Origin of the sequence: Rhodopirellula europaea 6C (assembly GCF_000338295.1) — a bacterium.
Taxonomy (GTDB): Bacteria; Planctomycetota; Planctomycetia; order Pirellulales; family Pirellulaceae; genus Rhodopirellula; species Rhodopirellula europaea.
Genome location: NZ_ANMO01000116.1, coordinates 124,741 through 150,190 on the forward strand (window position 1 = coordinate 124,741; position 25,450 = coordinate 150,190).

At 56.8% G+C, this 25,450-nt stretch carries 13 protein-coding genes; 4 read left to right on the plus strand and 9 right to left on the minus strand.

The features are described from left to right. Positions 1-37 precede the first annotated feature (37 nt). Positions 38-1,498 (minus strand): sulfatase, encoded by a 1,461-nt coding sequence (locus RE6C_RS11825; protein ID WP_008656846.1) that lies wholly within the window; start codon positions 1,496-1,498, stop codon positions 38-40. Positions 1,499-1,755: 257 nt separating this feature from the next. Beyond that, the gene (locus RE6C_RS11830) at positions 1,756-3,585 is read right to left on the minus strand and encodes an arylsulfatase (RefSeq protein ID WP_008656847.1); all 1,830 of its coding nucleotides are present in this window, start codon (positions 3,583-3,585) and stop codon (positions 1,756-1,758) included. Between the two features lie 267 nt (positions 3,586-3,852). On the opposite strand from RE6C_RS11830, the gene RE6C_RS11840 reads away from it, so the two are divergent. Both RE6C_RS11840 and RE6C_RS11845 read left to right on the plus strand, forming a co-directional pair. Next, positions 3,853-6,699, plus strand: coding sequence for a PSD1 and planctomycete cytochrome C domain-containing protein (locus RE6C_RS11840; RefSeq protein ID WP_008656849.1), 2,847 nt, complete (start codon positions 3,853-3,855; stop codon positions 6,697-6,699). A gap of 30 nt (positions 6,700-6,729) precedes the next feature. Beyond that, a complete protein-coding gene (locus tag RE6C_RS11845; RefSeq protein WP_008656850.1) occupies positions 6,730-8,157 on the plus strand; it encodes a DUF1501 domain-containing protein in 1,428 nt (475 codons plus the stop codon). Positions 8,158-8,464: 307 nt separating this feature from the next. Here the strand turns inward: RE6C_RS11845 and RE6C_RS11850 are convergent, their stop codons facing one another. Then, the gene (locus RE6C_RS11850; RefSeq protein WP_008656851.1) at positions 8,465-9,970 is read right to left on the minus strand and encodes a leucyl aminopeptidase; all 1,506 of its coding nucleotides are present in this window, start codon (positions 9,968-9,970) and stop codon (positions 8,465-8,467) included. Positions 9,971-10,042: 72 nt separating this feature from the next. Continuing rightward, entirely contained in the window at positions 10,043-11,500 is a 1,458-nt protein-coding gene (locus RE6C_RS11855; protein ID WP_008656852.1) for a sigma-54-dependent transcriptional regulator, read from the minus strand. A gap of 317 nt (positions 11,501-11,817) precedes the next feature. Here RE6C_RS11855 and RE6C_RS11860 point away from each other — a divergent pair, with 317 nt between their 5' ends. Next, positions 11,818-12,189, plus strand: a complete 372-nt coding sequence (locus RE6C_RS11860; protein ID WP_008656853.1) for a four helix bundle protein — start codon at positions 11,818-11,820, stop codon at positions 12,187-12,189. A 99-nt stretch (positions 12,190-12,288) separates the two neighbouring features. Here RE6C_RS11860 and RE6C_RS11865 read toward each other — a convergent pair whose 3' ends face one another. The 5 genes from RE6C_RS11865 to RE6C_RS11885 form a co-directional block, all read right to left on the minus strand. After that, the gene (locus RE6C_RS11865; RefSeq protein ID WP_008656854.1) at positions 12,289-14,022 is read right to left on the minus strand and encodes an SHD1 domain-containing protein; all 1,734 of its coding nucleotides are present in this window, start codon (positions 14,020-14,022) and stop codon (positions 12,289-12,291) included. A gap of 118 nt (positions 14,023-14,140) precedes the next feature. Next, the gene (carB, locus tag RE6C_RS11870; protein WP_008656855.1) at positions 14,141-17,392 is read right to left on the minus strand and encodes a carbamoyl-phosphate synthase large subunit; all 3,252 of its coding nucleotides are present in this window, start codon (positions 17,390-17,392) and stop codon (positions 14,141-14,143) included. Between the two features lie 238 nt (positions 17,393-17,630). Then, entirely contained in the window at positions 17,631-18,698 is a 1,068-nt protein-coding gene (locus RE6C_RS11875; RefSeq protein WP_008656856.1) for an exonuclease domain-containing protein, read from the minus strand. Positions 18,699-18,759: 61 nt separating this feature from the next. Beyond that, a complete protein-coding gene (locus tag RE6C_RS11880; protein ID WP_008656857.1) occupies positions 18,760-20,256 on the minus strand; it encodes a DUF1501 domain-containing protein in 1,497 nt (498 codons plus the stop codon). A gap of 60 nt (positions 20,257-20,316) precedes the next feature. Further along, positions 20,317-22,824 (minus strand): DUF1553 domain-containing protein, encoded by a 2,508-nt coding sequence (locus tag RE6C_RS11885; RefSeq protein ID WP_008656858.1) that lies wholly within the window; start codon positions 22,822-22,824, stop codon positions 20,317-20,319. A 310-nt stretch (positions 22,825-23,134) separates the two neighbouring features. Between RE6C_RS11885 and thrS the strand changes: the two genes are divergently transcribed. Then, a complete protein-coding gene (gene thrS / locus RE6C_RS11890; RefSeq protein WP_037252912.1) occupies positions 23,135-25,366 on the plus strand; it encodes a threonine--tRNA ligase in 2,232 nt (743 codons plus the stop codon). The last annotated feature ends 84 nt before the right edge of the window (positions 25,367-25,450 follow it).

The window sequence follows — 25,450 nt, forward strand, 5'->3', positions numbered from 1 at the left end:
GGGCTTCCAAGCCCGGCGATATCTGCCTCGATGCTCTCTACAACCGAGCCGGATTGACCGGAACCGTCGGGATCTCACCCGACGCTTTCTCTCGCAGTAAAGGACGCAATCGCCGGATGGCAGCAAGAGCTCGCTCATCCGGATTCTCGGCCAGGTTCTCGAATTCGTTCGGATCGCTTTGGTGGTCGTAAAGCTCGACCCCGTGCCGGCCTTCAGCCCATTCGGTGTATCGGTAGCGATGCGTTCGAATGCTGCATCCCATCACTTGCTCGGGCAACCGATCATCCGCCGGACGCAAGACTTGCGTGATCGCCGTGCCGTTCCACTGGGCGACCGGATCGTTCAGCAATGGTTTCAAGCTGCGACCGGCCAGCCCGCTCGGTGACTCAATCCCAGCCAAATCGGTGAGCGTCGGGTAGATGTCCACGAACTCGACAATCCGATTGCAGGACCCGTGTCCCGTTTGCGATGGATCGCGAATGATCAGCGGCGATTGGGCTCCTTCTTCGAACAGCGTTCGCTTCTGCCAGACTCCGTTGTGTTCCCCAAGGTGGTAACCGTGATCGCTCCAGAACACCACGATCGTGTTGTCGGCCAGTCCCTGTTCATCCAGTGCATCGAGCAAGCGTCCGACTTGAGCGTCGACAAACGACACGCACGCGTAGTAAGCCTGAGTCGCCTTTAATAGCGTTGGTTCATCGAGCCCATAGTTGGGAACCGGACAATTGTGAGCGAACGCCGCCGTAGGAATGTCATCGCGATCACCGGCGGGAGCGAAGGGCAATCGCAATGACTCCAACGGGTACATGTCGAAGTATTTCTTCGGCGCGACATAGGGAGTGTGTGGTCGAAAGAAACCGACACCCAAGAAAAATGGCTCGTCCTTCTTCTCTCGCATTATCCGGATCGCCTCCGTTGCGATCATGCCATCGGTCTGTTCTTCGTCTTCGCCATCGGCCGCCAACCAACTCAGCGCTCCGCTGATCTTCCGGTGCGGTTCAGCATTGAAGATGAGGTGTTCTTCGTCTTTGTCCCGTCCCTTGGGATTGACCGTTTGGTTCCACGATGGCGGGTCATCAAAGCCGTCCGTTCCGATCGAGGCCGGCACGTTGTAGTGATAGATCTTGCCGACTCGAGCGGCAAAGTAACCGGCTTGTTGGAATGCTTGCGACAACGTGACGACGTTCGGAACTTCATCGCGAAAATGTCGGTCGAGGTCGTAGACTTTGATTTGATCGGGACGCAGTCCGGTCATCACCGACGCTCGCGTGGGATTGCAAAGCGGCAGTTGGTTGTACGCTCGGCGGAAACAGGTTCCCGTCGCCGCCAATCGGTCGATGTTGGGTGTCTTGGCAACCACATCGCCGTAGCACCCCAGCGTCGATGCCAAGTCGTCGACAGCAATGAAGAGCACATTGGGTTTGGAAGGCTTGGGTTGCGTTTCCGCGTTTGCCGGCGCCGCGTGATTGGAAATGCACGCGATGAGCGTTGCGAGCATCCACAGGCGGCTGCTGCGTTGGGTGTGGATGGAATGAAATGAGAAGGAGGGTGCCAGATGCATGGGGTACGTGAGGATGTGGGGAGGGAACCGGGGCAGCGGAGGATAGAGTTTAGTTGGTCGGTAGTTGATTCAACGGGCTTGGAAGCCCGTTGTACGGACAAAGTACGCTGGGCTTCCAAGCCCGGCGCGAGCGAGAACAGTACGCTGGGCTTCCAAGCCCGGCGAAAACAGACGTCCACTCCGCGCTCTTGCCTTCATCGACGCGAAGACAAATCGCTCGGCTTGATGCGTGTGAATTCCACAAAGTATGCCCCGCGAATTTTCTGGCTGGCCGCGTCACGCAACCAGGTTTGCAATCGATGTGGACCAGCGGGAAGATCGATCTCGAAGGTGACGGATGATTCTTCCGGCTTCAGCGTTTGTGTTTGCTCGATCGTACCCACGCGAAGGCGAGCCTGGTCGGCTTGAATGGGAGCCAACGCGTCATCGGGAAACCGGCGTAGCTCAATGCTGTATCGCCCCGCTTCCGCGACTTCAATTTCCCAGAAACCGTTGATCAGCAGATCGTTGTCCGGCAATTGAGACGGTTTCCAGATCACTCTCCCTTCGGTCGGGTGCCAGTCTCGGACCGTGATCAGTGTGGGCGTGGTGTCCTTTCCGACGATGAACCGAACCACGTCCTTGCGGCTTCCGTGAACGTCCTCAAAGTAGGCGTCGTACGCAGCTCGCAGTTCACGCACCACCTCAGGATGCTCGGCGGCGACGTTCTTGAATTGCCCGGGATCGTTTCGAATGTCGTACAGTTCGTCGCGAACCAATCGCCATCGATTTGTCAGCACGGCGAACGGTGGCTGTGCCCTGCCCTGCGTCTTCGTTGCCGAAACGACGTTGTCCGATTGGCGTTCTATGATCAGGGTTCGTTCAGGCCACTGCTGGGAAGAACCACCGAGCAGTCCCGCCATCGAACGCCCGTCGAAGGAGACGTCGGCTGGTCGCTTCAGATCACAAAGATCGATCAGGGTTGGCAACCAGTCACGATGGCAAGTCAATTGGTGGACTCGGCGATTGCCGTCCCACTTCGCAGGCCAGCTTGCAAAGCAGGGAACGCGGTGCCCGCCTTCGTAGACCGAACCCTTCTTGCCTCGCATGCCCGCGTTGAATCCGTCCTTCCGATTTTGTTCGCTGGCTCCTTGCGCCGTGCCATTGTCGCTCATGAAAACCAGCAACGTGTTGTCGCGCAGGTTGTCTTGGTCGAGCTTCTTCAGCAGTCGGCCAAGGTTCTCGTCAAAGTTTTGAATCATCCCATAGAACGCGGAACGCTTGGGTTCGATCCCTTGCTGCTCGAATGGATCGGAATAACGATCGGCAACCAGGTAGGGACTGTGCATCGCATTGGTGGGAAGGTAAACGAAGAACGGTTGTTCGAATTCCTCCTGGATGAAGTCCATCACTTCCTCGAACCAGATGTCGATGCAATATCCGTCGAACGATTCTGGCGTTCCATTTCGGTAATACGTGTCGTCGAAGTAATCATTGCCGGTCGGGTTTCCGATCTCGTCTGCGCCGCCCGCCATGTGACGAACCACAGTTTCAAAACCTCGTTCGCGAGGTGCAAACGGCGGCGGGTCACCCAGATGCCACTTGCCAAACATGCCGGTCCGATAGCCCGAGTCGCGAAAAATTTCGGCCATGGTTGTTTCGTCGGGATCGAGCAACTGGCGGCCTTCGGTGACCGCCCACGCACCCACTCGCGTGCAGTAGCGGCCCGTCATCAATGCGGCTCGAGAGGGTGTGCAAACCGGATCGACATGAAAGTTTTCCAGTCGCACGCTTTGCGTCGCGAGTCGATCCAGGTTGGGTGTGTTGAGCCAAGGGTTGCCGTGGCATGACATGTCGCCGTAACCCTGGTCATCGGTCACAACCAAGATCACGTTGGGGCGAGATTCTTTCACTCTTTCGCGGTTTTGAGCCGATGCAGAAACGCAAGTCGTCAGGCAGGCGGCGAGGAGGATCCAAATTCGATGGTGCATGGAGTGGCTGATGATCGGAATGGTGTGGGGACAATTGCAATCGAGGTCAACCATCGTATTCCCCGAGGCGGACTTGTCGTTTGAACGTGATGCCAAAGTGACGCTGGAATCGCGAAAGTGGTTTGCTCGTTTGACCGATCGTGTGTGTGGGACAGAACTTACGAAGCGTCGAATGGGGCCAGTTTTTCAGTGGCGTTTTCGTCGGTTGAACAGGGCTCCATAGAGCATCAGGTGTCAGCATGGGTTACCCTGGTTGAGTTCGGTTGACCTCCCAAACTCAAACCCGATGCGTCTGGCAGGACGCGAAGGATTCATTCACCCGTGGCCCAACATCGCATGCGAGTTCGTATTCTGACGACCCTCGGAAAACCGCTGACGCTGTTGTTGCTGGCGATCTTGTTGGGTGGCCACATGTTTGCCGATGACATCGCAGAATCGTCGCGTGTGTCTGAATCCGAAGCGTTGTTCGTTCGCCGGGTGGCACCGCTGCTTCGCGAAAAGTGTTTGGGGTGTCATGGGCAGGACCCGGAATTGATCGAAGGCTCGTTGGATTTGCGTTCGTTCGCTGGCTTGAACACTGGCGGCGACAGCGGGGAAGCCGCGGTTGTTCCTGGTGAGCCGGAACACAGCCCTTTGTATCTCGCATCGACCCGAACCAGCGATGATTGGTCGGAGATGCCACCCAAGGAAGCTGAGCAACTTTCAGAGCAGCAACTGGAATGGCTGCGAGACTGGATTGCCTCCGGTGCGGTTTGGCCGGACGAGGATCGCGTGGCCGAGATCCAAGCGGCCTATGAAAGCGAATGGTCCGCCGAAGATGGCATCGCTGTCGCAACGTCCGGTGGGCTTGATGAACATTGGACGAACCGGAAATATGACCCGACCGGATTGTGGGCCTATCAACCGGTGCAGAAGCCTGCGTTGAAGACGGATCGAAATCCGATCGATGTCTTGATCGAAGACGGCTTGGCTGACGGGACCGATCTGGCACCGCGTGCCGATCGTCGAACCCTGATTCGCCGAGCGACTTACGACTTGACCGGATTGCCGCCGACGCCTTCGGAGGTGGAACGTTTCCTCCAAGATCCGGCCGACGACCGTGTCGCATTTGAAAAGTTGCTCGAACGATTGCTGCAGTCACCTCACTACGGCGAGCGGATGGCTCAGGATTGGTTGGATGTCGTTCGCTACGCCGACTCCTCCGGATTCGCGAATGATTTCGAACGCGGGAACGCGTGGCGGTATCGCGACTACGTCATCCGCTCCTTCAATGAAGACAAGCCGTACGACCAATTCATTCGAGAACAGATCGCGGGCGACGAGATTGATCCCAACGATCCCGAGTGTTTGATCGCCACCGGTTTTTTGCGGATGGGACCTTGGGAGTTGACTTCGATGGAGGTCGCCAAGGTGGCTCGTCAACGATTCCTCGACGATGTGACCAACAGCGTCGGTGAAACGTTTTTGGGGCATTCCTTGCAGTGTGCTCGCTGTCACGATCACAAGTTTGATCCGATCCCGACGCGGGATTACTACTCCGTCCAAGCTGTCTTCGCGACGACACAGCTCGCCGAACGAAAGGCTGATTTCTTAGACGACGAGAACCGGGCTGGCTTTGATGAGAAACGTTATCTCGATCGTTCAAAACATATTCACGAGCGAACGCTTGAGGAAATCGAACAGGTGCTCTTGGATAACTCGCAACTTTGGTTTCAGGAAAACGGCAAGGACCCGGCTGCTTGGAACGAGGAACTGAAACGTTTGCGATCCAAGGGGAAAGTGAAATCGCTGTTCACATCCGCTCGCAATGCGATGCGAGCGGCGGGAGTTCCTGAGAGCGACTACCCGCCCAAGTTGGTCGGGTTCACGCCGGAGCAATTTGGGAAGGAACGCGTCGCACGAAAGGGACTGCAACGTTTGCGTTGGGAACAAGAACGCTACCAGCCGTATGCTTTGGCTGTCTACAGCGGACGAACCGTTTCGCGAACTTCGGTCATGAGTCCGATTCGAATGCCAAAGGATCGGTGGACGAAGGGAGAGCTGGAATCCAGCGTGATCTTGACTGGCGGTGATCCCTTTTCAGCCGGCGAGGCGGTTTCGCCAGGCGTGCTGAGCGTGATTGAGAATCAAGTCTCGGCGGACATTCCGGTTGCCATTGAAGGACGCCGGGCCGCGTTTGCGAATTGGGTGGCGGCACCCGAAAACCCTTTGACGTCTCGCGTGATCGTCAATCGTTTGTGGCAATGGCATTTCGGAGACGCCATCGCGGGCAACGCCAACAACTTTGGCGCAACGGGAAAACCGCCGACGCATCCAGAGCTGCTGGATTGGTTGGCGGCCACGCTGGTGGAAGAGAACTGGTCGATCAAAGCGATGCATCGCCGGATCATGAACTCAGACGTGTATTGTCGTTCCAGTTCCAACGTATCGACTCAGCCCTATCAAGGGTTCAAGCCGCGACGGTTGAGTGCCGAAGAATTGCGGGATTCGATGTTGGCCGTGACCGGAGAACTGAACCCGGTGTTGGGCGGGATCCCATGTCGTCCCGAAATCAATCAGGAAGTTGCGTTGCAGCCTCGGCAAGTCATGGGGACGTTTGCCGCCGCTTGGGTTCCCAATCCCAAACCCCAGGACCGGCATCGGCGATCCATCTATGTGTTGAAACTTCGCGGATTGATTGATCCGTTCCTGGAAGTGTTCAATGTGCCGTCGCCCGATTTCTCCTGTGAGCGACGTTCCGCCTCCACGGTCACGCCCCAAGTCTTCAGCCTCTTCAATGGGCAAAGCACGCACTCTCGTGCTTTGGCGCTCGCGGATCGGGCGCGTCGCGAAACGGAATCGGACGAGGACGCGATCACCCGGTGTTTTGAACTGGTGTTGTCTCGATCACCTTCGCGCGAAGAAATGAATGAGATGCTGGCACACTGGTCTCGCGTGCAAGAAATTCTTCCGGCGTCGCCACCCGAACGTTCCCGGCCGCCTTTGGAAGTGGTTCGCAAGGCGGTGGAAGAGAACACGGGCGAGAAGTTTGAGTTTGTTGAACGCTTGCACGCCAACGTGGACTTTCGACCCGATTTGCAACCGGCCGATGTGGATCGCCACACGTGGGCGTTGGCGGACGTTTGTTTGGTGCTGCTGAATTGCAACGAGTTTGTCTATGTGTATTGATGTTATTCGGCGTGGTTCGTCCTTGATGAGGTGGATGTGATGTTTGTGATGCCACGACGCGAAAGTTTGTTTCGGATGGGAACGTCGCTGGGCGGGATTGCGCTGGCATCGATGTTGGCGGACGAAGCCTCCGCGGACGCCACACGCGATCAGGCCAGCCAAGCCGCACCGATGCAGCCCAAGCCCGGGCATGTTCCGGCCAAGGCGAAGAACTGTATTTTCTTGATGATGGAAGGTGGTCCGTCGCACATCGACACGTTCGATCCCAAGCCCAAACTCAACCAGTTGCACTTGCAGGAGTTTGTTCGCCAAGGGCAACAGAAATCCGCGATGGAAAGCGGCAAACGTTACTTCGTTCAAAGCCCCTTTTCTTTTTCGAGGCACGGCGAGAGCGGTGCGCCGATGGCGGACAACTGGACGCATCTGCCAAAGGTCGCGGACGAGCTTTGTTTCTACCGTGGATGCCAAGTCGACAGTGTCAATCATCCCACCGCGATGTATCAAATGAATTGCGGCAATCGTTTCGGCGGCGATCCCGGCATCGGGGCTTGGGTGACTTATGGGCTGGGTTCCGAGAACCAGAGTCTGCCTGGGTTCATCGTCTTGCCAGAGGTTTCGTACCCACAAGGTGGAGCGGCGAATTGGAGCAATGGTTATCTGCCGGCGTTTTATCAAGGCACGCCGCTGCGAGCCAAAGGGTCACCCATTTTGGATTTGCAGCCACCGGTCGGAGTCAGCCGAACGAGGCAGCGATTGAATCTGGATCTGCTTTCGCGGATGAATCAGCGACATGCTGCCAAGCATCCCGAGCATGATGAATTGTCTGCGCGTCTGGAAAGTTACGAGTTGGCGTTTCGGATGCAGACGGAAGTTCCCGAAGCGATGGACCTTTCCGGCGAGACGAAGGAAACGTTCGCTATGTATGGGATCGGGAACGATGCCACCGATGCTTTTGGACGCAAGTGTTTGTTGGCTCGCAAGATGGTTGAGAAGGGAGTGCGTTTTGTTCAGTTGTACAACGGAACCTGGGACAGCCATGATTACATCGAACGGGCGCACGGGAATTTGGTGCGAGGTGTCGACCAACCCATCGCAGCCTTGATCCAAGACTTGAAACAACGCGGATTGCTCGAGAGCACCTTGGTCGTGTGGTGCGGTGAATTCGGACGCTCTCCCGACAACGGCGTTCGTGGCGGGACTGCGTACGGACGCGATCACAACGCCAACGCGATGACGATTTGGATGGCCGGCGGAGGCGTCAACGCGGGGCACACGATCGGCGCGACCGATGAGACTGGGATGACGGCGGTCGAAGAGGTGCGGCCCGTTCGCGACTTCCATGTCACGTTGCTGCGGTTGTTGGGGCTCGATGACAACAAGCTGACGTACTATCACGCCGGCCGCTTCAAACAGCTCAGCCAGTTTGGCGGCAAGGTGATTGAGCCGCTGATTGCTTGATAGGGCAGCGGAATGCGTGAATGGAAGTAGCGGAAGGGCGCGAGCCCTCCGGTTTCTCACCGGGCGGCTTGCGCCGCACCGCTAAGTCTTTCGGTCTCGCGAAAATTCGCGTTATGCAATTCGAAGCTGCTGTAGGCCAGTTTCCACCTGGCGATGGTTCTTGGCCGGTGAACGCTGGCCTCGCGAGGGCATTTCGATGACGCCTCGCTTTGTTCCAAAGCATCGGCGTGGGTGCCATGTGGGACATGGCCTACGGGTGTCGTGAACCGAATTCTTGGCGAATGCGGCTACGAATTGACGTGGCTGCTTACGATGCGTTTTCGATCCAGCGGACGAGGCTTCGTACCATCACGCCGGTGGCACCTGCGTCACGATGAGGCTTGGGCGAGTCAACGAAGGCTGGGCCAGCGATGTCGATGTGAACCCAAGGCACGTCGGCGACAAAGTTCTCCAGGAATTTCGCGGCGGTGATGGCGCCGCCCCAGCGACCTTCGCCGACGTTCTTGATGTCGGCCACCTTGCTTTTGACTTTGTCGTCGTACAGCGAGAACATCGGCAATTGCCAAACGGGTTCGCACTCGGATTCCGCTGCGTTTTGAACCGCGTCGCAAAGGGTTTGGTCGTTGGTCATCAATCCGGCGACATCGATTCCCAGGGCCACCATGCAAGCACCGGTGAGCGTGGCCAGGTCGACGATGGCTTGGGGTTTTTGTTGCACAGCAACGTCCAGGGTGTCGGCCAAAACCACGCGGCCTTCGGCGTCGGTGTTGAGGATCTCGATCGTTTTGCCGCTGCGGGTTTCGATTACGTCGCCGAGTTTGTAGCTGTCGCCGCTGACCATGTTTTCAGCGAGCCCACACAGTCCGATGACGTTGCGTGGCACCTTCAGTTTCGCAAGTGCGTTCATCACGCCAACGACGGTCGCGGCACCCGCCATGTCGCACTTCATGTCGACCATCCCGTCGCTGGGTTTGAGTGACAATCCACCGGAATCAAATGTGACGCCTTTGCCGACGATCACGAGCGGGGCTTCATCGCCACCGCCGTCGTGACGCAGCATCACCAAACGCGGTGGGCTGGTGGATGCTCGACCGACCGCCAGGATGGCTCGGCAATTTTCAGCTTCCAGTTTTTTCTCATCCCAGACTTCGCACTTCAGTCCGCAATCGCTGGCAATCTTTTCAGCGTATTGAGCGAAGCCGGTTGGGTTCATGATCGACGGTGGCTCGTTGACCAGACGCCGTGTGTGATTGATCGATTGGCCGAGCTTTTCGCCTCGCGAAACGGCTTCGGCTGAGTAACCAACAAACGCGATCGCGTTGGGAACCGAGACGGATGGTTCGCGTTGATACAGGTGTTGGCCTTCGCACCCGGAGACCGCACCGGCAACGACGGCATCGTGATTGTCGGCGGTGATACCATCGCCCAATGCGAACGTGATTTGCTGGCGAGGTTTGCTGGCCAAGCTGCGAATCACGGCGGCCCCCAGTTCAATTGCGGCACCGCGAGTTCGTTTGTCGCTTGCGCCCAGACCAGCGAGCACGATCCATGGTGTTTGAGCGTCGCCGGTTGCGAAGCTGGTCAGCTCACCCGGTTTGCCATTCACTTCGCCGGAGTCGCACGCGTTTTGAACGGTCTTGGCGAGCGATTCAGGCAACGCCGAGATGGCAACGCATTTCGCGGTTGCTTTGCCGTCGGATGATTCCGCTGAATCGCCGGCCGGTTCGACGCCGAGGACCAGCACGCCTGCTTTGGCGAGGTCGAGTTTGGCTTCGGCGGTCAGGGTCAACGAAGGGAAAGGCAAAGGTTGCATTCTTGGATCCGGTAGCGATTGAAAGGACGGGAAGTTGCTGGTCGAGAAGCGGTGAATTGTCGAGACGATGGTCTACGATTTGGCTTCCGCTTCGTCTTCATCTTTTTTGTATTGGTCGAGTCGGCGATAGAGCGTTCGAGCGCCGATTTGAAGGATTTTCGCTGCTTCTTCGCGATTGTTACCGGTTAGTTTCAGCGTCTCTTCGATTGCCCAGCGTTCAATTTCAGCCAGCGGCCTGCCGACGAAATTCATGTTGCCTTCGATCAAAGCGGGGCCTTGCGACTCTTCGCCCTCTTGAGGTGCGTCGTCGATCAACTCCGGCGGCAAATCGTCTTCGTCGAGCGACCCGTCGGTGTCCAGCACCACCATCGTTTCGACAAAGTTTCGAAGCTGGCGGATGTTGCCGGGCCAATCGTAGGCAAAGAATTTCTTGGTCACCGCGGGAGTGAAATGGGCAGACGATTTGCCATGCCGCCGCAAGAACATTTTGCGAAAATGGTCCATCAACGCGATCACATCGTCACGGCGTTCCCGCAATGGCGGCAACTCGATCGTCACCACCTTGAGTCGAAAGTAAAGGTCGTTCCGGAATGTTCCCGCGTCGATCATTTCTTCGAGTGGCCGGTTGGTGGCCGAGATCAAACGAACGTTGACCTTGATCGACTTGTTTCCACCGACGCGAGTGATTTGGCTTTCTTCCAGCACTCGCAGCAGCTTGATCTGGGTGCTCATCGGCATGTCGCCGACTTCGTCCAAAAACAGCGTGCCGCCGTTGGCATATTCAAACGCACCTTCTCGGTCTGAGACAGCGTCGGTGAAGGATCCTTTGACGTGGCCGAACAGTTCGCTCTCGACCAAATTCTCGGACACCGCCCGTGTGTTGAGCGCGACGATGCGTTTGTTTTTACGAGGGCTGTTTTGGTGGATGGCTTGTGCCACCATTTCTTTGCCGGTTCCGGATTCACCGGTGATCAGCACGGTAGCATCCGTGGCCGCGATGCGTCGCAAACGATCGATGACCGTCTGCATTTTTTTGCTGGTGTAGATGATGCCTTCGAAACCGAATCGTTCATCGAGTCGCTGCATCAACTCGGTGTTTGTTCGTCGCAGTTCGACGTTCTCGGCTGCCTTCTCGACGATTGCCCGGAGGCGACTGGGAGTGATCGGTTTCTCAAGGAAATTGAACGCGCCTTGCTGCATCGCTTCGACAGCAATCGGAACCGTCGCGTGCCCGGTCACCATCACGACTTCGCATTCGGGCAGCCGTTCCTTTGCCAGGGCGAGGATTTTCATTCCGTCAACGTCGTTCATCACCATGTCCGTGATGATGATGTCGAACGTTTCTCGCTGGATCAGGGCGGCCGCATCGGGGCCGCTGGTTGCGACTTCGCAAACGTAGCCGACCTTCTCCAGACTCTCCGTCATCGCTCGCGCGTGGGCAGCTTCATTGTCGACCACCAACAGACGGTACTTCGAACGATCCGGCGGTTCGGCGGGAGAATCGGTGGCGGCAGTGAGATCGGAAGTCATTCAAATCAGACGGATGACGAGAAGGGCTGACGAAAAACGACCCCATTTCGCGGTCGCGAGCCTAGATTCTAAGCCAGTCGAGTTCCCTGGGAACCATGTCTCCGAAACCGGTTCTCGGGGCTTCCACCCTGAGCTACTGATGACGGCCCCATCCGGGGCGAGTTCGTCGCAATGGCTCCGGGGGAGTCTTCCCATGAGACGCGAGAGGCAACACGCAAATTGAAGATGGCTTTGCTTGCCGATTGCGGTCATTGAAAAAGTCAAATTGACAATTTGAAATTGTGAATTTGTTTGGTCTCCTGCCGGCGAGCGACCCAATGGATCAGCGTGGTGAAGATTTAGAAGATCGGCTACTGGATTTTGCGACACGCGTCGGGAAATTGGTCGAAGCGTTGCCGGAGACCCGCCTGGGGCGGCACATTGCCGGCCAACTGGTGCGAAGTGGTACTTCGCCCGCACCCAACTATGCCGAAGCGTGTGCTGCTGAAAGCAAGAAGGACTTCGTTCACAAGCTGGGGATCGCGTTGAAGGAGCTTCGTGAATCGCGAACTTGGGTCAAGCTGATTTTGAAGTCGGAGATGCTTTCCGATGACCGCATCAAACCGCTTCTCGATGAGTGCATCCAACTGTGCAACATCATTGGGAAATCTGTTGTGACGGCAAAAGCAAATCTCCAGAACCCGAAGTAGCTGTCCTCCAACCAACAATTTGAAATTTACAATTGTCAATTTAACTTTTTCAATTGCCTTCGCCGCGGACGTCCTGACCATTGGGCCTAAATCGGCGAGTCATTCTGCTACGACTTGGAATGGATTGGCGGCGGCTTCGGATTCTTTTTGGAATCGTTCGGCGAGGTCGGCGTCTTTTTCTGAGAGTGCTGCCAGCGGGACTTCGATGGTTTTATTGTCGGCGGATTTCAGGCGAAGCTTGCCGTCCTTGATCGCTAGGAAGGACGCCTCGATTTTGAACTTCCCGGTTTTGTCCGTCCAAGTTCGGATCGCATCCATTTCAGATTCGGAATCAGCTTCTTCCATCTCTTCCGGTTCATTCACCACAACCTTGGGTTTCGGAGCGGCACGCCGAGTTCGCGGGACCGGCCGTGTGTTGACAGGCTGCTGAACTGTGTCGGGCGGGTAACGCAGCAGCGAAACATTGACGCGTTCGACGCGGCCATTCCCGCCAACGGACTGCACCGAGACTTCGTTGCGTTCGTGGATCTCTTTCACTTCCACCGCTTCGTAGCCGCTGAACCGTTCTCGTGATTTGGCCAAAATCTGACCGACAACCAAACGGCTGGCCGTTGTGACCGGGCCACCGGTCCGCTTCACCGTTCCAATCCCGCGGCTGTAATCGCGACGGTCTTCCGCCATCTGCTTGATCGATTCGTCGTAGCGAGCCGCCGCCGAATAGTAAAAGTATTTCAGGTTGTTGTCGGAGATTTCTGCCCGTTTCAAAAGTGCTTGTGCGAGCTCGGGGTCTTGTCGTTGATTCCTGGAATTCAGTTCTGACATGGCACGGTGAGCCTCAGCGACAGACGAACCCGGGGCCAACGCTTGCAGCCACTGCTTGCGTTCCGCGTCCGTGAATGGACGCGTGCGTTTGAGAGTCGCTTCTTTCGCCGCAGCGATTTTGGCGGCGCGTTCCTGTTCCGTTTCACGAACAAGCGAAATGGAAACGGGAACCTTCACTTCCACACCATCCTCAGCTTGGAAGATCACCCGATTGATTTGCAGTTGTTCATAGAAGCCATCGTCCAAGTTGAAGAACGCGATGCCTTCACCCTGCATCTTCAGCGGTGGATCGGATTCAGGAGCGGATAACTCGTATTGGTGGTCAATCTTCATCCGGTTGCGAACCGCTGGATGAGCGACGTACTTCCACTTCTCAGTCGCGATGGAAAGCTTTTTGTTGTTCAGACCCGCGTGGCTGGCGAACGACGGTGTCATTCCAAAGGGGCTGCTGACGCGTGCGATGGTGGTTGTGTCGGATTCATCCCAAGTCACTGCAACATCGGCACCGTTGTCGGCTGCGCGTTGATTGACGGGAGCCGCATCGGCTGGAGGCAATGGAGCGATAGCGAGTTGCCCAAGCGTTCCCAGTAGAAGGCCTATCATCTCGTCTCGTTGTACCACCTCGACTTTGCCACTCGGGGTGATGCCCAACAAGGCTCCCCGGCATGAAACTGATTCGAGAGTCGGCAAAGGCGAGTCGCTGCTACTGCGAAAGAATGAGTGGGAGCGGGAGTGTTTGCCCTGCAGGTCTCCCGTCACGTTCAGTTGGATCAATTCCGGCGTGGCGGATTTGACGTGATAAGTCAACGTGCCGGGGTACTTGCCAGCGTCCTTACCGATGCCGATCTGAATGTTGATTTTGTAGGTGACCGTTTCGCCAACCTTCGAGCTGAAACGAACCGGTTCAGCTGCTGAGGCAGAAGACGTGGTCAGCAATGAGTCGCATGTTGCCATGCCAAATAACAGCATGCCGACCAGGAGGGTCAACGAACCATTCAATCGATGAGTCATGTCGTCGTCGCCTGAGAAAATGGGAGTAGAAGACCCCCATGTTAATGACTCGACGCATCCTCTGTGAACGGAAACAGCCGCTCAATGGCGGCTGTTTCTTGAAACGTTCACACTGAAATCAGGCGTTTTGTGCGTACCGGCGTTGCAGCGATTCGACTTCCATCGGTGTGTCACGCATGGCGACCATCGCTCGAACGGCGGCTTCAGCGGCGGCCAAAGTGGTGATGCAGGGCACGCCATGTTGCACACCGGCGGCTCGGATCTTGCCTTCGTCCGTCCGAGCTCCCTTGCCCGATGGAGTGTTCAAGATCAACTGAACGTCGTCGTTTTTCAGGTAGTCGATCAGGTTGGGGTGACCTTCGGACAGCTTCTTCACTCGGGTCACCGCGACGCCGGATTCTTCCAAACGGACCGCGGTGCCCTCGGTGGCCAGCAGTTCGAAGCCCAATTCGATCAAAGACTTGCCGAGTGATTCGGCGGATTCTTTGTGGTTGGCGGAGAGCGACAAGAAGATCTTGCCAGATTCCGGCAGAACGGTTCCCGCCGCGAGTTGGCTTTTGGCAAACGCGATCGAGAACAATTCGCTGACGCCCATGACTTCGCCGGTGCTCCGCATCTCGGGGCCGAGCACAATGTCGACGCCGGCAAATTTCCGGAACGGCAACACGCTCTCTTTGATCGAAACGTGGCGTGGAATCGGTTCTTCCGTGACGTTCAGTTTTTGCAGCGTTTCGCCCGCCATCACTTTCGTTGCGATGTTTGCGACCGGGACGCCGGTTGCTTTGGCGACGAACGGCACCGTGCGGCTGGCTCGTGGGTTCACTTCCAAAATGTAAAGCGTTGGCTGGGTGCCTTCCATTTTGACGGCGAACTGAATGTTCATCAGCCCGACCACATTCAAGCGTGCGGCCAGCTTTCTGGTCGCATCGCGAATTTCGGCCAGAACCGGTTGAGTCAGGCTGAACGGCGGGATGCAGCACGCCGAGTCGCCGGAGTGAACACCGGCTTCTTCGATGTGTTCCATGATCCCCATGATCACGCAATCGTTGCCATCGCTGATCGCGTCGACATCGACTTCGGTGGCGTCTTCGAGGAACCGATCGATCAACACAGGTTGCCCGTCGGCGACGATGAATGCCTCGGCAACGTAGCGAGCGAATTGGGAATGGTCGTAGCAGATTTCCATCGCGCGGCCGCCGAGCACAAAGCTGGGGCGAACAAGTGCCGGATAGCCGATGCGTTTGGCTTCGACTCGCGCTTCGTCCATGTTGCGAGCGATACCCGACGGCGGTTGTCGCAGTCCGAGTTCGTCGATCAGGCTGCTGAACAATTCACGGTCTTCGGCGGTGTCGATCGTGTCGACGCTGGTGCCGATGATCGGCACGCCGGCTTGTTCCAAACCACGAGCCAAGTTGAGCGGCGTTTGGCCACCGAACTGAACGATCACACCATCGGGCTGCATCGCATCGCAGATGTTCAGCACGTCTTCGATCGTCAACGGTTCGAAGAACAAGATGTCCGATGTGTCGTAGTCGGTGCTGACCGTTTCCGGGTTGCTGTTGACCATGATCGATTCGATGCCGATTTCTTGCAGGGCAAACGAAGCGTGGCAGCAGCAATAATCGAACTCGATGCCCTGGCCGATTCGGTTGGGGCCACCACCCAAAATGACGACCCGTTTCTTGTCGCCCTTGGCGGGGACTTCGGTTTCGGTTTCGTAGGTGCTGTAGTAGTACGGCGTGAAGGCTTCGAATTCAGCCGCACACGTGTCGACACTTTTGTAGACCGGACGGATGCCCATTTCCAAGCGTTTTGCTCGGACTTGAGATTCCGTTTTCGACGTGATCGTTGCAATTTGGCGATCCGAGAATCCGCGACGTTTGGCGTCTCGCATCGTGTCCGCGTCGATCCCGTCCAACTTGCCGATCGCACGAAGATTGTCTTCGGTTTCGATCAGTTGTTGCAGGTGATCCAAGAACCACGGGTCGATGTTGGTCAGCGAATGAATCTCCGCCGCCGTCATTCCGTCTTTGAATGCGTAGCGGATGTAGAAGACTCGCTCGGAACCGGGAGTCGACAACTTCGCACGGATTTCGTCGCGGTTTGGTTGATCTTCGGTTCCCCAAAGATCCTTTGGGTCACTACCAAATCCGAACGCGCCGACTTCCAAACCACGCAGGGCTTTTTGGAACGATTCTTGAAACGTCCGTCCAATCGACATGGTTTCGCCGACCGACTTCATTTGTGTGGTCAGCGTTGCGTCAGCTTCGGGGAATTTCTCGAATGCGAATCGAGGCATTTTGGTGACGACGTAATCGATCGTCGGCTCGAAGCAGGCTTTGGTTTTTTGCGTGATGTCGTTGGGCAATTCCCACAAACGATATCCGACCGCCAATTTCGCAGCGATCTTTGCAATCGGGAAACCGGTCGCTTTACTGGCCAGGGCCGAACTGCGACTGACTCGCGGGTTCATTTCAATCACGATCATCCGGCCCGTGTCAGGCTCGATCGCGAATTGAATGTTACTGCCTCCGGTTTCGACACCGATCTCGCGAATGACGGCCAACGATGCGTCACGCATCCGCTGGTATTCTTTGTCTGACAGCGTTTGTGCGGGGGCGACGGTGATGGAGTCTCCCGTGTGGACGCCCATCGGGTCGAAGTTTTCGATGGCGCAAATGATCACGACGTTGTCGTCGCGGTCACGCATCACTTCCATCTCGTATTCTTTCCAACCAATGATCGATTCTTCGATCAAGACTTCTGTGACGGGCGATTGGTCCAGCCCGTTTTGCACCAGCGAATCGAAGTCGTCTTTGTTGTATGCGATGGCAGAGCCACTGCCGCCCATCGTGAATGATGGGCGAACGACGGCAGGCAGACCGACTTCCGCCAGTGCTTCGCGTGCTTCGGCCAGCGTGTGGACGGTGAAGCCTTTGCAAACATCCAGCCCAATCTTTTCCATCGCCTTTTTGAACTGGTCGCGCTCTTCAGCTTTGGCGATGACCTTGGCGTTGGCGGCGATCATTTCGACGCCGTATTTTTCGAGCACGCCGTTGGCGTCCAGGTCCATCGCGACGTTCAGACCGGTCTGGCCACCCAGAGTCGGCAGCAGTGCATCGGGACGCTCTTTCGCGATGACCTTTTCGACCATCTGCCAAGTCAGCGGTTCGATGTACGTTGCGTCGGCGGTCGCCGGGTCGGTCATGATCGTCGCTGGGTTGCTGTTGACCAGCACGACCTCATAACCTTCTTCGCGCAACGCTTTGCAGGCTTGGGTTCCTGAGTAATCGAATTCGCAAGCTTGGCCGATAACAATCGGGCCACTGCCAATGAGCAGAATCTTCTTGATGTCGTCGCGACGCGGCACGGAAACGATCCCAAAAGAGGGCGGAGGGGCTCGAATGGCTGGCGATCTGGTCGAGAGCCCACCGGCTGTGGGGGCTCAGGTTCGACGACGCCTGCCGTGAAAATTTCGGGAAGGATAACACGGTTTGGCCTCGGCGCAGAGGACCGGGGATCCGATCAAAATCGATTCGCCGAGAACTCTTGGCAGGATCCACCTTGCAGCCCCAGATTGGCGGCTAATTCGTCGGTAAGACGAATGTTCACATCGCGATGATCATTTCCAGAAACTCGTGTTCCGTCATGATTTTCACGGGGGCACCCTCGGCGGCCAGCTGCCGAGCGGTGGCTTCTTTGACGCTCATCGTGCGACTCGCCTGAACCGTTCGCGAATCGGGATCGCCGACGACGACCAAGTCCGTTTTTCGCGAAACACTGGTCTGGCATTTTCCGCCACATCGGGAGGTCAGCATTTCGGCTTCCTCCCGCTGCAATTTTCGCAGCACCCCGGTGAAGACCACTTTTCGGCCCTCGAGCGGACGGATGAAGTCAGCACGAATCATCAATCGCTGCAAATCCACGCCGCTGTCGCTGATCCCGCAGGGCCGAGTCGGAGCGGGGGCGAAGGAGGCGGATGGAGCCGCCGAACTCGAAATCGCGGAACCAGCCATCGTCGATCCCGCGATCGCGACTTCGGGAGTCCGTGAGGAAGAGCGTCGCGAGGAAGATTTTCGCCGGGTCGATGCACGCCTGGACGTCGGTCCTTTCTTTCCCCAGGAACCTGCGCTACCCCGAGACAAGGAAAGCTTCGATTCCAAAGCCTCCAATGTGGTCGCCCCGGAGTCTTCCGCCGCGGCCAAAGCGATCTTGGCACAGGCGATCGAATCTTCCAAAGCATCGTGATGGCGAAACCGAATGCCCAGCCAATCGGACAATGGCTTCAAGCCAAACCGAGGTTGTTGTGGCCAAGTCCGCCGAGCGATCGCTCGCGTGCAACTGTATTGCATGTCCGGAACGGGATGGTCGTGCGATTCCAAGCAAGCCATCAACACGCCGAGATCAAAGCTGGCGTTGTGAGCGATCAAGCAATCATCGCCCAGCGTGGATTGGATCTCCGGCCACAACTCGCCAAATTCGGATTCGTCACGCACCATGCCGGGCGTGATGCCGTGGATCTGAATGTTGGCGGGTGAAAAGACAAACGGCCGCGGTCGAATCAGCCAGCAAGCTGAGTCAACGATCTCCCCGCCGCGAACGCGAACCGCCGCCAATTGACAGGCACTGTCCGAACGACGCGTTGCCGTTTCAAAATCGATCGCGGTGAAATCCATGACGCAGTTCTAAGTCGGCTCGCTTTGACTTGTCAAACCCTTCGCGAAACGGGCTGATGCATCACGCTAGAATGTCGTGGATGACGTGGGCTTCTTCCACGCCAGTCAAACGTTGATCGAGTCCAAGGAATGGGAACGTCAATCGTTCGTGATCGATTCCCAGTTGGTGCAGGATCGTTGCGTTGAAGTCACGCACGTGAACCGGGTTCTCAACCACGTTGTAGCTGAAGTCGTCGGTGACGCCGTGGGTGATACCGCCTTTGACGCCGCCGCCGGCCATCCAAGTCGTGAAGCAACGAGGATGATGATCGCGACCGTAATCCTTGTGCGTCAGTTTGCCTTGGCAATACGTCGTGCGTCCGAACTCGCCCGCGAAAACGACCAAGGTGTCGTCGAGCATTCCGCGTTGACGCAAATCGCGAATCAGTGCGGCGCACGGTTGATCGACATCGTACGCTTGGCCACGAATTTTCTTGGGCAGGTGCGAGTGATGATCCCAACCGCGGTGGAATAGTTGAACAAATCGAACGTCGCGTTCGACCATTCGGCGTGCCATCAAGCAGTTGCGTGCAAACGAGCCGCTCTTGTGAACTTCCGGGCCGTACATCGCCAACGTGTCTTCGGTTTCTTGGCTCAGATCGGTCAGTTCCGGCACCGATGCCTGCATCCGAAATGCCATCTCTTGTTGAGCGATGGTGGTCAGGATCTCCGGATCACCGCTTTGATGCATGTGTTGACGATTCAGATCCGTGACCAGGTCCAGCATCTTTTGCCGGCTTTCTCGGTTTACGCCTTCCGGATTGGAAAGGAACAAAACCGGATCGCCCGATGGCTGAAAGGAAACGCCTTGGTGCTTCGATGGCAAATAACCGGATCCCCACAATCGACTGTAGAGAGCTTGGATGTTGGCTTTGTCGCCGCTCCAAAACGCTGAGTTGAGAACGATAAAATCGGGCAGGTTCTCATTCATCCGACCGAGGCCGTAGCTCAGCCACGAACCTAAGCTTGCTTTGCCAGCGATTTCCGATCCGGTGCAGAACAGCGTTTTGCCGGGATCGTGATTGATTGCATCCGTGTGCGTGGATCGAATCAAGCAAATGTCATCGATGACGGTTCCAAGGTGCGGGAGCAGTTCGCTGAGATGGATCCCGTTTTCGCCATGCCGCGAAAATTCGAACATTGATGGTGCGATGATCTGCTCTTTGCCGCGCGTCATCGCGGTGACGCGTTGCCCGTTGCTGACGCTGGGCGGGAGTGGTTGCTTGAACTGCTTGGCGAGCTCGGGTTTGTAATCAAACAAATCCATTTGGCTGGGGGCGCCCGCCATGAACAGGAAGATCACCCGTTTGGCTTTGGCGGGAAAGTGCAGACCTTCCATCTCACCGGCTTTCAAGTCCGCGGCTTGCTTGTCGATCGACTTGGCTTCGTTGGCTTGCGCCCGAGCGACGATTGATCCCAATGCGGCGGCACCGAGCCCCATGCCGGATTGCTGCAAGAACTGACGTCGACCCGATAGGTTGGTCAGCGTTTGTAAAGCGGCGTTTTGCGAAGATTTCATGGCGAAATTTGTGAAAGAGTGGTTCGAATTCGTTGGCGGGTTGCGGTCGGGAACGTGGCGTCATTCCCGCGTTCGAACACAATCCAAATTCAAGATGGAATGAACCACCATTGTCCATGCGGCCAAGCGGACTTGGTCGGGTGCCGCCGATACCGACTGGACCAACGGATCCGTGCATCGTTGCACGAGGGCGGTCGCCTCGGCGGGTTGTGACTCGTACAGCGACTGAAAACCATCCAGCGATCGCGAAAGTGATTCGAGCACGTCAGCGTTTGGTGGTCGCGAAGTGATCGTTTCATACGCGGCAGCCAAACGCTTGTGATTGGTCCCGTCGTCTGAGTTCAATGATTCATCATCGAGCAATCGTTTAGCCAGTGTCGTTGATGCGCTGAAGAACTGAGGTTCGTTCATCAGCATGAGAGCCTGCAGCGGCGTGTTGGTGCGTTCCCGCCGAGCAATGCAACTGTCGCGATTGGGTGCGTCAAAGATGGTCATCTGCGGCGGTGGCAAACCACGTTTCCAAAACGTGTAGACGCTTCGCCGAACAGCTTTCTCACCCGAGTCAGGAACGTAGCTGTTCGGGTAAGAGGTCGGCATCGCGACGATCGTCCATAACCCTTTCGGTTGAGGTGGTTTGACGCTTTGTCCATACATCGTCGGGCTGAGCAGGCCACAAACCGAGAGGACTTGGTCGCGAATCACTTCGGCATCGAGTCGGTAACGAGAACCGCGAGCGAGCAATCGGTTCTGCGGGTCAGCGACAAAGGATTCTCGAGGAGCGATTGAGGATTGCTGATAAGTTTCCGTGTTGACGATCGAACGCATCAAGCCTTGCACGTCCCAGCCGGAATCGATGAACTCGATGGCAAGGTGATCCAGCAGTTGCGGATGCGACGGCAGTTGTCCTTGGGCACCAAAGTCTTCGGATGTCTTGACCAGCCCAACACCAAAGAGTTGTTGCCAAAATCGATTGACGGTGACGCGCGCGGTCAGCGGGTTGGATGGATCAACCATCCACTGAGCCAAATCCATCCGTGTTTTTAAAGAGTCGGGATCGTTGCCGTCTGGCATCGGCGGCAGGAATGAAGGCGTGTTGCGTGAGACAACTTCACCGGGGGCGTCGTAGGCACCGCGAATCAGGATGTGAGCCGGGCGGATTTCCGCTCGCTCTTTCATCACCAGGGTTGCGGGAACGTTGACCAAAACACCGTCGCGTTCCTTGTTCAGTTTTGCGATCGTGGCTTGAACTTGTTGCAGTTTCTGCTTGCGTTCTTCCGGTGATGATTCTGGCTCGGCCTTCTCTTCGCTTTGCTCGACATTCTCGGTGGGAGGTTGAGGATTGGAGGCAGCGGCATCTTCATTCTTGGGTGGTTCCGGCTTGGGTTGTAGATCTTTCGCTTCCGTTTGCAAACGAGCGATCTCGGCGTTCAATCGTGCCAGTGTTTGGGATTGTTCTTCCGTCGGGAATTCGATGTACGGCGGTTGAAGTCCGCGTAGAAAATCGGTGCCTCGACGTCCTCCCGTTTCGGGGGCTCCATCAAAGTTGTTGAAGAACGCGTAGAGCGAATAGAAGTCCTTCTGCGAGATGGGATCGTATTTGTGATCGTGGCAAACGGCACACTGCAGGGTCAGGCCCATGAACGCGGTGCCGACCGCGGAAACTCGATCAACGACATTCTTGACGAAGCTTTCTTCTGGCAATGCTGTCCCACGGTCAATGATCAAGTGCAATCGATTGAATCCTGACGCGGTCAGTTGATCGACGCTGGGATCGGGGTGCAGATCGCCGGCGATTTGGTCAACGATGAATTGGTCAAACGGCAAGTTCTCGTTGAACGACCGAATCACCCAGTCGCGATACGGTGTCATCTCGCGGTAGTGGTCGTGGTGCATCCCGTTGGTGTCGGCGAACCGGACGAGGTCCAACCAGTAACGCGCCATGTGCTCACCGAAGGCAGGTTTCGCGATGACGCGATCCACGAGGTCTTGGTAAGCGGTTTCTGAATCGTCGTTCAGGAACGCGTCGATCTCTTCTGCTGTCGGCGGTAACCCGGTCAGGTCCAGTGACAGACGACGGATCAGCGTTCGACGGTCGGCTCGGGGACGCGGCGTCAGCCCTTTGGATTCCATTTTGGAACGCACAAATCGATCGATCGGAGCATCCCACTCGTCGTGCGCCAAATCGGGCAAGGATGGTTTGCTCGGTGTGACAAATGCCCAATGGGTTTCGTAGGGGGCACCCTGCTCGATCCACTGTTTCAGAATTTTGATCTGCTCGGGCTTCAGCGGTTTGTGCATGTCCGGCGGCGGCATGATCGAATCGGGATCTTCGGATTCGATCCGGACCAGCACCTCGTCCAGGTCGGCTTCGCCCTCGACGTCCAGCCGGAATCCCGCTGCGTTGTTGTTTTCATCGGGACCGTGACAGGCAAAGCAATGGTTCGAAAGAATCGGCCGCACGTCTTCTTGGAAAGAAACCTCGTCCGCGTTTGCTGGCAGGATCCAAGCGAGAAGGAGCGTGAGAACGCTAAAACCGAGTGAAATCGGACTCATCGCGGTGGAAACCACGGGGGAAAAGGACGCAGGCATTCGCGAGGCGGGGGTGGTCGAGGAGCAATTTGGAGGGCGAGTTCCATTTTGGTCCACCTTCGGGGGCATCGCAACTGAATAGAGCTGGATGTGTTGCGAAGTGCGAAGGAATGTCGCGACTTTGCTTCGTCGCGTCGCGTCACGCGTGTTTTTGCCTGGGAAAGAGCCGTGAAACCCGAGGCGAACTCGAACTGAACTTCTACTGTCCCCCCCTGAACCGCTATTCTTGGCAATCGATTCGCGACTTCGTATCTCGCGACCCATCCTTGTTCAGAAAGAAATTTGTCTGATGTCCGCTGATTCCCCTTCGTCCCCCGCTTCTTCCCAGGCCGCCGAAGTTCAAGTCCGACTGCCGGACGGCTCGCTGAAACCCCAACCCGCTGACGCCACCGCGATGGACGTCGCGAAAGAGATCAGCGAAGGCCTTGCCCGCAGCGTCGTGGCCGCCGAAGTCGACGGCACGATTGTCGATTCGTTCCGTCCGCTCGGTGAGATCGCCGATGATGAAAACGTGGTTCCGCTTCGTTTGCTGACCACGCGTGATGAATCGGCTCTTGATGTGCTGCGTCACTCGGCCGCCCACGTGATGGCTCGCGCGATCATGCGAATCTACAAAGGCGTTTCGCTGGCGTTCGGACCGACCACCTCGGGTGGTTTCTATTACGACTTCGACATGCCAGAGAAAATCAGCGAAGACGATTTTCCGAAGATCGAAGCGGAAATCAAAAAGATCATCAAAGCCAAAGAGCCGTTCGAACGCTTTGTGCTGGATCGTGATGAAGCCCGCAAACTTTGCGATGACCTCGATCAAGACCTGAAGGTCGAGCACATCGAAACCGGTTTGGGCGACCAAGCCACGGTCAGCTTTTATCGTCAGGGTGAGTTCGTCGACCTTTGCCGCGGACCCCACATTCCTCACGCCGGAATGATTAAAGCGATCAAACTGCTGAGCGTTGCAGGCGCGTACTGGAAAGGCGACGCTTCGGGACGTCAGTTGCAACGCGTTTACGGCACGGCTTTCTTTGACAAGAAAGAGTTGGCCAGTTACCTGGAGCAGATCGAAGAAGCCAAACGCCGCGATCACCGCGTGCTCGGCAAACAACACGGCCTGTTCGCGATCAATCCCGAAGTCGGCCAAGGTTTGTGTTTGTGGTTGCCCAAGGGAGCTCGTGTTCGCGTCACGCTGGAAGATTTCTTGCGTCGCGAATTGCTTTCGCGTGGTTACGACCCGGTGTACAGTCCGCACATCGGTCGTGTGGAAATGTACGAAACCAGCGGCCACTTCCCCTACTATCGCGACAGCCAGTTTGCTCCGTTGTTCGGCAGCGAAGTCGGCGGGTTGTTGGATGCGTGGAGCACTCGACTGGACAAAGATGATTTGTCCAAGGACGACGAAGACAAGTTGATCGCCGCGGCGGAAGTCTTTGGCGTCAAACTGCCCGAATACAAACCGTCGGCATCCAATGACGCGAAAAAGGACGTGCTGCATCGCTGGCAATTGAATCACGAGCGTTATCTGCTCAAGCCAATGAACTGCCCGCACCACTGTCAGATCTTTGGTGCCCAGCCACGATCGTATCGTCAGTTGCCTCTGCGGTTGTTCGAGTTCGGAACCGTCTATCGTCACGAGCAAACCGGCGAACTGAACGGGATGATGCGGGTGCGTGGTCTGACCCAAGATGACGCGCACATCTTCTGCACCGCTGATCAAGTCGAAGAGGAATTCCGGGCAACGATCGAGTTGACCAAGTTCGTGCTCGAGTCCGTTGGGCTGGACGATTACCGCGTGCAATTGTCGCTGCGGGATCCGGACAGCAGCAAGTACGTCGGCAGCGAAGAGAACTGGGATCACGCCGAAGGTGCTCTGCGAGGCGTGCTGGAGCAATCCGGTTTGTCATTCAACGAAGAACCCGGTGAAGCGGCGTTCTATGGTCCGAAGGCGGACTTCATGGTTCGTGACTGCATCGGTCGTTCGTGGCAGTTGGGAACGGTGCAGTTGGATTACAACCTGCCCGAACGCTTCAAGCTGGAATACAAAGGCAACGACAACGCAACTCACCGACCGGTGATGATCCACCGGGCACCGTTTGGTTCGCTGGAGCGATTCACCGGGATGTTGATCGAGCACTTTGCTGGCGCGTTCCCGATGTGGTTGTCGCCCGAGCAAATTCGCGTATTGCCTTTGTCGGACAAGTCCGTCGAATACGCGACCGCGGTGGCCAAGCAATTTGACGAAGCCGGGTTCAAAGTCACCGTCGATGCATCTGACGGAAAGGTCCAAGCAAAGATTCGCAACGCCCAAATCGACTTGGTCAACTACATGGCCGTCGTGGGGCCGAAGGAAGCCGAGTCGGGCCAGGTCGCGCTGCGTGACCGAATCGAAGGCGACCTCGGATCGATGCCTATCAAGGAGGCGATCGCGCGTCTGCAAAAAGAAGTCGAGACGCGTCAGGTCCGCCAGGCCGTCAAAGGTAGCACCGTGTCGATCGCCGAATCCGGCGGCGCCGCGACCGATTATTGATCGACTGCTGCCAATCGGGTTTTGAGCTGTTACTAGTTTAGTCACCTAGTATATCGCTCTACTCCGACTGCGGAGGTCGTGCAG

Excerpts from the sequence above, each read along its gene's own strand:
- RE6C_RS11880 (WP_008656857.1), bottom strand. The coding sequence starts at position 20,256 with ATGAAATCTTCGCAAAACGCCGCTTTACAAACGCTGACCAACCTATCG.
- thrS (WP_037252912.1), top strand. The coding sequence starts at position 23,135 with ATGTCCGCTGATTCCCCTTCGTCCCCCGCTTCTTCCCAGGCCGCCGAA.
- RE6C_RS11830 (WP_008656847.1), bottom strand. The coding sequence starts at position 3,585 with ATGGTTGACCTCGATTGCAATTGTCCCCACACCATTCCGATCATCAGC.
- RE6C_RS11850 (WP_008656851.1), bottom strand. The coding sequence starts at position 9,970 with ATGCAACCTTTGCCTTTCCCTTCGTTGACCCTGACCGCCGAAGCCAAA.
- RE6C_RS11855 (WP_008656852.1), bottom strand. The coding sequence starts at position 11,500 with ATGACTTCCGATCTCACTGCCGCCACCGATTCTCCCGCCGAACCGCCG.
- RE6C_RS11860 (WP_008656853.1), top strand. The coding sequence starts at position 11,818 with ATGGATCAGCGTGGTGAAGATTTAGAAGATCGGCTACTGGATTTTGCG.
- RE6C_RS11825 (WP_008656846.1), bottom strand. The coding sequence starts at position 1,498 with ATGCTCGCAACGCTCATCGCGTGCATTTCCAATCACGCGGCGCCGGCA.
- RE6C_RS11865 (WP_008656854.1), bottom strand. The coding sequence starts at position 14,022 with ATGACTCATCGATTGAATGGTTCGTTGACCCTCCTGGTCGGCATGCTG.
- RE6C_RS11875 (WP_008656856.1), bottom strand. The coding sequence starts at position 18,698 with ATGGATTTCACCGCGATCGATTTTGAAACGGCAACGCGTCGTTCGGAC.